The organism is Streptomyces sp. SID3212 (assembly GCF_009865405.1).
In the GTDB taxonomy this organism is placed as follows: domain Bacteria; phylum Actinomycetota; class Actinomycetes; order Streptomycetales; family Streptomycetaceae; genus Streptomyces.
This window is the reverse complement of record NZ_WWJY01000307.1, coordinates 1-8400: the sequence shown is the minus strand read 5'-3', so window position 1 is coordinate 8400 and position 8400 is coordinate 1. Positions and strand designations below refer to the sequence as shown.

At 72.0% G+C, this 8400-nt stretch carries 6 protein-coding genes; all 6 read right to left on the bottom strand.

The window, feature by feature from the left end; all coding sequences use genetic code 11:
• Positions 1-131: 131 nt before the first annotated feature.
• Entirely contained in the window at positions 132-1679 is a 1548-nt protein-coding gene (locus GT042_RS09460) for a substrate-binding domain-containing protein (RefSeq protein ID WP_161308259.1), read from the bottom strand.
• 170 nt (positions 1680-1849) lie between these two features.
• Positions 1850-2683, bottom strand: a complete 834-nt coding sequence (locus tag GT042_RS09455; protein ID WP_161308258.1) for an aldo/keto reductase — start codon at positions 2681-2683, stop codon at positions 1850-1852.
• 101 nt (positions 2684-2784) lie between these two features.
• Positions 2785-4056 (bottom strand): NAD(P)/FAD-dependent oxidoreductase, encoded by a 1272-nt coding sequence (locus GT042_RS09450; RefSeq protein WP_161308257.1) that lies wholly within the window; start codon positions 4054-4056, stop codon positions 2785-2787.
• A 156-nt stretch (positions 4057-4212) separates the two neighbouring features.
• Entirely contained in the window at positions 4213-4911 is a 699-nt protein-coding gene (locus tag GT042_RS09445; RefSeq protein WP_161308256.1) for an SGNH/GDSL hydrolase family protein, read from the bottom strand.
• A gap of 256 nt (positions 4912-5167) precedes the next feature.
• Positions 5168-7117 (bottom strand): S53 family peptidase, encoded by a 1950-nt coding sequence (locus tag GT042_RS09440; RefSeq protein WP_161308255.1) that lies wholly within the window; start codon positions 7115-7117, stop codon positions 5168-5170.
• Between the two features lie 225 nt (positions 7118-7342).
• Positions 7343-8400: family 1 glycosylhydrolase (locus GT042_RS09435; RefSeq protein WP_161308254.1), on the bottom strand; the 1058-nt coding region annotated here is incomplete at its 5' end.

The window sequence follows — 8400 nt, the reverse complement described above, 5'->3', positions numbered from 1 at the left end:
GGTGGCCGTCGCCGGGCTGTGCTTCCTCGCCTGCGCCGCGGCCGTGCTCTACGGGCTGTATCTGATCGTCCCGCAGTTCCACTGAGCCCACGAGCCCCGGGCGGCCGGGCGGCCGGGCGGCCGATCCGTCCCTACCCCATCTCCGCGCAGATCCGCAGCCCCTCCGGTGACGCGCACGGCAGGTGCCCGTGCGTACGCACCACGTCCTGGCCGCTGCCCCTCATCAGGTAGTTGAGGAAACTGGAGACGAGCGAGTCGTCCGGCGGATTGCCGTACGTGTACGCGTACTCGATCTCGCGGTACGGGTACGTTCCGTCCGTGATCGCGTCCACGGACGCGAACCGCCCGTCGAGCGCCAGCGGGTGGAGTCCGTCGGGGGTGGATCCGGAGCGCAGGTCCGTGTACCCGATCGCCCCCGGCGTGTCGGCGACGGTGGCCAGGACCCGGTCGGTGCTGCCGAGTTCGCAGCGGAAGACCTTGGCCGTGGTGTCGTCCTTGCGACGGCAGTCGGTGGAGGAGTACGCCTGCTCGAACGCGTCGAGCACCCGGTGCTGGAAGATGGCCCGGGTGCCGGACTCCGCGTTACGGCTCACCAGGACGATCGGCAGGTCGGGGCCGCGTACCCCGTCGGAGCCGCGCAGCTGGTTCCAGTTCGACACGTCCCCTCGGTAGGCACGGCGTACGTCCGTGGTCGAGAGGCCCTTCAGCGGCACGCTGTCGTTCACGACGAGGGTGAAGACGGAGACCGCCACCCGGTTCTCGCGCAGCCGGTCGAAGCCGGCCGTCTTGGGACCGTCGGACAGGGCGATCAGGGCGGGCGACCCGCCCTTCGCGGCGGCGCCGCGCTCGTCCAGCTCCCTGACCCCTTCGGCGCTGCTGCGGGCGTCCACCGTGATGGTGGAGCCCTCGCAGTCCCGTTCGTACTTGGCCGCCAGGTCCTCGGCGACCGGCGCGAACGCGGTGGATCCGGTGATGGTCAGGCTCCCCCGCGCGCAGCCCATCGGGGGCGGCGCGTCGTCCCGTACGACGATGATCGAGGCGAGGATGACCACGCAGACGGTCAGCAACACCGTGATCATGCTGGACGCCCTGCTGAACAGCGGCGGGGTGTCGTCCGGCGTGGTGGCGCGGTTCAGGGACACGTTGCCGTCCCTGAGCCCGCCCGCGACCCGGATCGGATCGCCGACCGCGCCGCCGGTGAGCAGGACGAGGAGTTTGAAGTGCCGGCCCCGGTTGAGCGGGACGCGCGGCAGGTAGACGGTGTCCTCGGCGTGCCGCAGACCGGCGGCCGTGGTGAAGTGGTCCAGCAGGTGCTCCTCGCCCGGCGGGGTGGTGACCGCGAGACCGTGGATCGTACGGGAGGAGAACACCGCCGTCAGGCCGTGGAGTTCACGTCCCGTGTAGTCGCCGTCACCGATGCTCTGCGAGCCGTCGTTCTCTATGCGCAGCAGGACCAGTGTGGCGTCGGAGAGGTGTGGGTTCTCCTGGAAGAAGCCGAGCCGCACGCCGGCCCGGCCGCTGCGTTCCGCGCTGCTGACCGGCGTGTCCAGCTGGATCCGGTAGCCGATGCGCCGGTGGGCGGGCACGCGGCGCTCGAACCAGAGCACGCCCAGTGAGGCGAGAATGCCGAGCAGCGCCGTGCCCAGCGCGACGACGTTTTCCGTACTGAGCCACTCCACGGTCCCCAGGCCCCCCTGAACACGCGCCCCGGAACACCCCGACGGTCCGGATGGTCCGGTCACCGTACGGCCGCCGGGGGCGGTGGATCGCCCGTTTCACCGGCGCGTGCGCTGCTGTTTGTCCACGGTTCAACAGCCCGGGCCGGGCGGGGGTGTGACGGCCGGAGAGGTCAGAACTCCTCGTGGTGGTCCGGGTCGCCGCCGAGCCTGCGGTGGGGGCGTGACTCGATCCGGGTCATCTCGTCCTCGGTCAGCTCGAAGCCGAAGAGGTCGAGGTTCTGCCGCCGCCGCTCCGGACTGCCCGACTTGGGGATCGGTACGGCGCCCACCTGGAGGTGCCAGCGGAGCACGACCTGTCCCGGGGTGACGCCGTGCGCCTCCGCGACGGCCCCGATCTCCGGGTCCTCCAGCAGGTCGGTGCCGCGGCCGAGGGGGCTCCAGCTCTCCGTGCGGATCCCCTTGGCTTGGTGGACCGCACGCAACTCCTCCTGGGGGAACAGGGGATGCATCTCGATCTGGTTGACCGAGGGCAGCACACCCGTCTCCGCCTCCAGGCGGTCGAGGTGGGCGGCGGTGAAGTTGGAGACGCCGATGGAGGCCACCAGACCGTCCTCGCGGAGTTTGACCATCGCCTTCCAGGACTCGGTGTACGCGCCGACGCGCGGCAGCGGCCAGTGGATGAGGTAGAGGCCGACGCGGTCCAGGCCCAGGGCGCGGCGCGATGCCTCGAACGAGCGGAGGGTCTCCTCGAAACCGTGGTCGCGGCCGGGGAGTTTGGTCGTGACGACGATGTCCTCGGCCGGCACGCCGGACCGGGCGATGCCCCGCCCGACGCTCGCCTCGTTGCGGTAGTTGACGGCCGTGTCGATCAGCCGGTAGCCGAGCTCCAGGGCTCCGGCGACGGCGTTCTCCGCCTCGTCGCCCTTGAGCGGATAGGTTCCCAGGCCGACGGCGGGGAGCGTCGTACCGTCGTTGAGGGGGTGGTCCGGGGCTGTACCGGTCACTGGTTTCCCTTTCTTCGTGGCGTTCGTGGCGCTCGTGGGTCGTCGTGGCCCGCTCGTGCGTCGTCGTGGCCCGCTCGTGGACCGTGTCGAGGCCGGGTCCGTCAGCCGTGTCGTGCGTCCGCCGTGTCCCGGGCGCTGTCCGCCGCCAGTACGTCACGGGCCGCGCGGGTCCCCGACGCCAGGGCTCCCTGCACGGAGCCGGTGGCCCGGTGGTCGCCGCACACGTACCGACCCGGCCCGGTCCGGGTCGGCCGGGACAGCGGCCAGGGCGGGGGCATGGCGGGCAGGGCGTCCTCGATCGTATACGTGGCGAGCGGCTCCCAGCCGCTGGTGCTCTCGCCGTAGGCGTCGGCCAGATCGGCGCGCAGCGTGGCCTCCCGGCCCGGGAGTTCCGGCCCGAGGACGGACGTGGAGACCAGGGACCGGCCGGCGGGCGCGTAGCCGGGCACGGCCTCGCTGATCACGCAGGTGTTGAGGAAGCGGCGGCGGGTGTCGACCAGGAGGGTCGGTTCGCGCAGGGGCGGGGCGAGGGCCGCGTGGTAGTACGTCGTGACCGTGCGGGTGGCGGGCACGTCCAGGCCCGGCAGGAGCCGCGCCGCCGCGCGGGGGCCCGTCGCCACCACGACGGTGTCCGCCGGCCACTCCGTACCGTCCTCGCCGCGGACGCCGTCGTCGGTCAGCTCCGCGACCGGCGTCTCCAGGCGGACGGTGTCCGGCGGCAGCCCGTCCGCCAGCTGGGCGGGTACGGCCCCGATCCCGGCGCTGGGCAGGCAGAGCGTGCCGCGCAGCATGCTGCGCCAGACGAGGTGGAAGAAGCGCGAGGAGGTCTCCAGCTCGTCCTCCAGGAACACCCCGGAGAGGAAGGGCCGGAAGAACCGTTCGACGAGGTCGGGCGAGATGCCGGCGTCGGCGAGGGCGGTGAGGGTCGTACGGTCCGGCCGCCGCTTCAGTCCGGCGACGGGGCCGAGCATGTCACGGGCCGTCAGGAGACCGAGCGCCAGCAGATCGCGGCCGGGGGCGAGCCGTCCCGGCAGCAGATCGGCCACGGCGCCCGGCTGCCTGCTGGGGTCGGTGAACCGCAGGGTGGTGTCCTCGGTCCGGACCAGCGCGCCGGGGGTGAACGGCCGCAGGCGCAGCCCTCGCAGGTCGATCCGGCGTTTCACCTGGGGGTAGGCGGTGTTGAAGACCTGGAACCCGCGGTCGAGGAGGAAGCCCTCGTGCCGGTCGGTGCGCATCCGGCCGCCCACCGCGTCGGCGGCCTCCAGGACGCGCACCGACCGTCCCGCCCTGATCAGGTCGGTGGCGCAGGCGAGGCCCGCCATCCCCGCTCCGATCACGACCACGTCCGTCCGGCGCCGCTGGTTGTCCGGCACGCGTGTCCCGCCCTTCGCTCCGTGCTTCCCGCCCAGGGGGCTTCCGCTCCCGCCCGGGTCCGTCCTTCCGATGGTGTCAGGCGGGGGCGGGAGCGGCGCGGCGCCGCGAAGGGCCGGACGGGTGGCGGTCGGTGAGGGAGGCGTGCGGCGGGGCCGTCAGATCCAGGGGCCGGTGCGGAGGGTCGCGTACCAGCGGTCGGCCATCTTGGCGTAGCCACCGGCGTTGGGGTGGATGCCGTCGGCGAGGTCGGCGGTGTTAAGGGCGCTGTGCATGTCGACGAAGTGGACCTTGCGGCCCTTCTTCGCCCACTGGTCCACGATGCCGGGCACGGCCGCGTTGAACGGCTTCGCCCTCGTCTCGAAGGTGGCGTTCGAGAACGGGATGATGTTCGTGACGAAGACGTCGGCGTTCGGAGCGGCGGCGGTGATGTGGTCGACCAGCGCGGACAGCCGGGCGGGGGCTCCCGGTACGTCGCGGTTCTGGGTGATGTCGTTGGTGCCGATGTGCAGCAGGACGGTCCTGGGATTGGTGGCCCTGACCCACTGGGTGGCCTGGGCGTCGATCTGGTCGATGCGCCAGCCGGAGTGGCCCTCGTGGTCGTGGTCGCCGAGCTGGGCGGGGCCGTTGAACTGCGAGCCCACGAAGTCGGTGCGCCGCCGGTCCGCCGCGGCGCGTTCCCACAGGCGGGTGCGGTAGCCGCCGGGGACGTTGAATCCGTCGGTGATCGAGTCGCCGAGCGGCATGACGCGTACGCCGCCGTTGGACTCGGCGAGCGCGGGCGAGGTGGGCACCAGGACCACGGCGAAGGCCGCCGCCGTGGCGCAGGCGAGAGCGGCGCGGTGGGTCAAGCGCATCCGGACTCCTCAGGAGGGTGGGGGGAGCTGGGGGGCGGGACACCTGTGCGACACGGGGAATTGACCGCACGGAAAACAAATTGGCATGAGCAGAACAGCACAGGGTGAACGGACTGTCCAGATCCGCGGCAGAAACCGCTTTCCCCCGACGGAGGCGCACGCGGAAACGCCGACCGCCGAGCGGGCCGTGGATCGGCCCGCCCGGCGGTCGGTGCGGTGCGGTGCTGTGCTGTGCGGTCGGCTGACGCGGGTGCGGTCAGCGGTGGCGGTACGAGTTCACGTAACCGGCCGCCGGCGTGCCGACCCCCGTCACGTCGTCGTAGCCGACCACGGCGGACAGCGAGCTGTCCTTGCCGAGGCTGCGGAGCGAGGTGAGGATGCCGTCGGCACTGTCGGTGCTGTTGGCGAAGTCGTTCCGCACGACGGCCAGTTGACGGCCGGCACCCAGCGGGTGGTCGGTCACGTCGTGGTAGGCGGAGGTGCCGTACCGCTGGTAGATGCCGGGGTTGGCGAAGCCGATCGGCACGCCGTGCCTGGCCTGCTGGGCGAGGGCCTGGACACCCGCGATGACCGGTGCGGCCAGCGACGTACCGCCGATGCGGTACTGGTCGTACCCCTGGGTGCCGTCGGGCAGGGTCTGGGTCTGGCCCACCAGGAAGCCGGTGTTCGGGTCGGCGACGGCCGCGATGTCGGGGATGGTCCGCATCGGCGTGGAGCCGTTGGCCCCGGCGAGCGAGCCGGGCACCACACCCCGCTGGTAGAACGGCTGCGGCACGGTCACGCTGGTGCCGCCGCCGGCGCCGGAGGTGTAGGCGCCGGGGAAGTCCGTCCAACTGCGGCCGTCGGCCGAGAGGTTGGCCTTGTACGTGCCCCAGCCCGTCTCCCACTGGTAGGTGTTCTTCTTGCCGACGGCGAGCGACGTGCCGCCGACAGCCGTCACCCAGGCGGAGTTGGCGGGCATGTCGACCTGCTTCGTGCCGGTCGAGACGACGTTGTCGCCGTCGTCACCGGAGGAGAAGTAGAACCCGATGCCCTCGACTGCGCCCGTCTGGAACACCTGGTCGTAGGCGGCGGCCGATGCCGGGGTCTCGTTGGACTCCAGGTCGCCCCAGGAGTTGGAGACGATGTCGGCGAGCCGGCCGTCCACGACCTTGCCCAGCGAGTCCAGCAGGTCGTCGTCGAGGCAGGAGGCGCCGCCGACGTAGACGATGCCCGCGTCGGGCGCGAGCGCGTGCACGGCTTCGACGTCGAGGGTCTCCTCGCCGTACCACCCCGAAGCGCCGCACTCCTCCGTGCTGTTGTAGTCCGCCGGCAGCACCTGGGACAGCTGTCCCTTGCGGTACTTCTTGTCGCCGTTGCGCTTGGCGTACGTGGCCGCGTCCTCGGCGATCGTCGGCGAGGCGTACGCGTCGGTGATGGCGACGGTGACGCCCTTGCCGGTGAAGTCCTTCGCGCCGTAGGCGGCACGCAGCTGGGTGCCGGTGTAGCCCTTGATCGCGTACGACGCCTTGGAACCGTAGGCCGAGGGCAGCGACTTGTCGGTCTTCGACCCGAAGTAGGTCGAGAACGGACCGGCGTTGCGGAACACGGCGTCGGGGGGCGGCAGCGTGTCGTCGTGACTCGCCTTGTGGGGCGCGTTGTCGAGCCCGGTGACGGTGAGGACCGCGCCGTCCAGCGAGTCGGGCACCGAGGGGGTGGCGACCGGAGCGCGGTAGGTGTGCCCGCCCTTGGCGTAGTTGTGGAGCTGGGTGGAGAAGGCCTTCTCCACCGCCGCGGCGTCACCGGTGACCGTGAGGTAGTGCGGCTGGGTGCCCGTCACCTTGAGGCCGGCGGACTTCAGCCAGGCGGTGACCCGGGCGACCTGGTCCGCGGTCGGGCCGAAGCGCGCCGCTGCCTGCTTCGCGCTCAGGTACTTCCCGTACGAGGCGGAAGAGGGGTCGGACACCTCCCGGGCGAGCCGGGCGAGGCCCGCGCTGTCCCGGCCCGCGAGATACACGCGCGCGGTGACCTTGTTCGCGTCGGGGGTGCTCCCCCGGTCCGCCTTCTGCGTCGCCCAGAGCGGCTTGGTGCCGTGGAGCGTGTCCCGTCCGGCGGGGCCGGTGTCGGCACCCGCGGACTGGACGCCGAGTGCGAGAGCGCCGGCGACGAGCGGCAGAGTCGCCGCCCAGGCCAGTCCGGCGCGCAGGCGCGGTCGGCTGGATCTCATGTAACCCCCTGCGTTGTGGTTGGACGCGCGCGGTGGGCCCGATAGATGGCCACCACACACAAGCAGCCACTCTCCCTATCAACTGTTCATCGGAGGGACATGCGTTGGCCAAGGCCCGATCAAGCCCGGACCATGTACAGCTCAACCCGAAACCAGGACGCGCACCGGACGGACCCGCGAAGGGCCGCCCGGTGCGCGACGACGGACAGGGAGGAACAGGGGCCGTTACGACGCCGGATGCAGCGTGCCGGAGCGGGTCAGGCGCCCGTACCAGTGCGCGCTCGACTTCGGAATCCTGCGCTGCGTCGCGTAGTCCACGTAGACCATGCCGAAGCGCTTGCCGTAGCCGTACGCCCACTCGAAGTTGTCGAGCAGCGACCAGAGGAAGTAGCCGCGGACGTCCGCGCCCGCCCCGATGGCGCGGTGCACGGCGGCCAGGTGCTCACGCAGGTAGGCGATGCGCTCCGGGTCGCGGACCTCGCCGTCGGGGCCCGCGTAGTCGTCGAAGGCCGCGCCGTTCTCGGTGATCATCATCGGCAGGCCGGGGTGGTCCCGCTTGACGCGCAGGAGCAGTTCGTACAGGCCCTCGGGGTCGATGGTCCAGCCCATGGCGGTCCGCTCCCCCGGTGTCTGGTGGAAGGCGACCTCGTCCGCGCCGGGCCACGGGCTGTGTTCGCTGGCGCCGTGGCCGTCGGACCGGTGGGCGGCGGGTCCCGTGTGGTGCGAGACCAGCGTCGGTGAGTAGTAGTTGACACCCAGGAAGTCGAGCGGCTGGTGGATCAGCGCGGTGTCGCCGTCGTGGACGAACGACCAGTCGGTGACGGTCGCGGTGTCCGCCAGGACGTCCGCCGGGTAGGCCCCTTCGAGCATCGGGCCTGTGAAGATCCGGTTCGCCGTGCCGTCGATACGGCGGGCCGCGTCGACGTCCGCCGGGCTGTCCGTCAGGGGCCGTACGTGGTGCAGGTTGAGGGTGACGGACACCTGGGCGGTCGCGGGGAGGCGCTCGCGCAGGGCCTGGACCGCGAGGCCGTGGCCGAGGTTGAGGTGGTGGGCGGCGCGCAGGGCGTCGGCGGGGTCCGTACGGCCGGGGGCGTGCACGCCGGAGCCGTACCCGAGGAAGGCACTGCACCACGGCTCGTTGAGCGTGGTCCAGCTCCCCACCCGGTCCCCGAGGGCCTCGGCGACGATGCCCGCGTACTCGGCGAAGCGGAAGGCCGTGTCGCGCTCGGGCCAGCCGCCGGCGTCCTCCAGCTCCTGCGGGAGGTCCCAGTGGTAGAGCGTGA

What these genes read in the sequence shown, in the direction of transcription:
- GT042_RS09445 (WP_161308256.1), bottom strand. Translation starts at nt 4,911, where the DNA reads ATGCGCTTGACCCACCGCGCCGCTCTCGCCTGCGCCACGGCGGCGGCC.
- GT042_RS09440 (WP_161308255.1), bottom strand. Translation starts at nt 7,117, where the DNA reads ATGAGATCCAGCCGACCGCGCCTGCGCGCCGGACTGGCCTGGGCGGCG.